General features: G+C 62.4%; 1 protein-coding gene and 1 pseudogene. Both read left to right on the top strand.

Annotation, left to right across the window (positions count from 1 at the left end):
* Positions 1-194 (top strand): L,D-transpeptidase (locus EN984_RS36485; RefSeq protein ID WP_164766010.1); only part of this gene is annotated, 194 nt, incomplete at its 5' end.
* A gap of 221 nt (positions 195-415) precedes the next feature.
* Positions 416-712 (top strand): annotated as a pseudogene (locus EN984_RS36490) (MFS transporter); the annotation flags it as partial.

Consider the following 712-nt stretch of genomic DNA (forward strand, 5'->3'; position numbering starts at 1 on the left):
TCTGGATCGCCCTGGACAAGCCGACCTATGGCATCCACGGCACGCCGGATCCGTCGAAGATCGGCAAAACCGAAAGCCATGGCTGCGTACGCCTGACCAACTGGGATGCGCGGGAGTTGGCCAAGCTGGTTTCGCCGGGTGTCACGGTGGAGTTTGTCGGCGGACCTTCAGCCGATAACCTTGCGCAGCAGTGAACTGGGAAGTGCGGCGGCATAGACCAGCTGCATGATCAGGATGAAGCCGAGCTTTCAAGCGGCCGCCTCATCGAAATCCCCGCCGGCTGCACGTAACGGGGCTGGCATGACTGTGCCATTTGCACCCTGTCAGGGTGCAACCCTGGCCAAACGGCTGGTTTCAATGACTGCAAGCCACTGGCCGGTTGTTGCCGATGCGCTAGGGGTTTAAGCAAGGTTTCATGCATTCACCGAGCAAAGCTGCCGCGGTCCCGCTGACGAGCCCGGTCACGCATGGAACGTTTTGTCCGCAGTCGCAGCGGCGATTTGTGCTGATCGCGGCAATTCTGGCCTCGGCGCTTGGCTTCATAGACGGCTCGATCCTGGCCATCGCCACACCGGCGATTCGCGTCAACCTCGGCGCCAACCTTGCCGAGGCGCAGTGGATTTCCAATGCCTATGCATTGACGCTGTCGGCGCTGATCCTGGCCGGGGGTGCGGCCGGCGACCGATTCGGTCTGCGCCGCGCCTTCGTGTCC

Source organism: Mesorhizobium sp. M7A.F.Ca.CA.004.12.1.1 (genome assembly GCF_003997835.1).
In the GTDB taxonomy this organism is placed as follows: Bacteria; Pseudomonadota; Alphaproteobacteria; order Rhizobiales; family Rhizobiaceae; genus Mesorhizobium.